Source organism: Streptomyces sp. WM6386, assembly GCF_000972385.1.
GTDB lineage: Bacteria > Actinomycetota > Actinomycetes > Streptomycetales > Streptomycetaceae > Streptomyces.
Genome location: NZ_JXTE01000554.1, coordinates 1 through 407, shown reverse-complemented (window position 1 = coordinate 407; position 407 = coordinate 1). Strand labels below are relative to the sequence as shown.

Below are 407 nucleotides of genomic sequence, written 5' to 3'. Positions count from 1 at the left end.
GAGGATGCGGCCGCGCCGGTACTCGGTGACCTGGCGGGTGGCATCCGTGAAGGAGCTGACCCAGTGGGCGGTGCCGGCGCTGATGTCCTCGCCGGTGATGTCCTGCCAGGCGCCGGCGACCTCCGTGAAGCTCACCGACCGCTCGCGTTCACGGCCGGGTTCGACATCGGGGACGACGATGATGCGGTCCACGCCGTCGCCGAGCGGGGCGGCCATCACCATGCCGCCCGGCAGGCGCTCGCCGAGGAAGCGCGGGCGCAGATCGCAGCCGGCGACGTCGGCGAGGTACATGGTGCGGGTGGCGTCCGTGCCCGGGAAGGAGAACCCGGCCGCCCGGCGCACCGGGCTGCTGCCGCCGCCGCAGCCCACCAGGTAGGCGGCGGTGAGGCGTTGCACTCCCTGTGGGG

Annotated in this window: 1 protein-coding gene; it reads right to left on the bottom strand. The window is 74.2% G+C overall.

Annotated elements, in window-relative coordinates; genetic code table 11:
• On the bottom strand, positions 1 to 407 hold a 407-nt coding region (locus TN53_RS42665; protein WP_046264300.1), incomplete at both ends, for an FAD-dependent monooxygenase.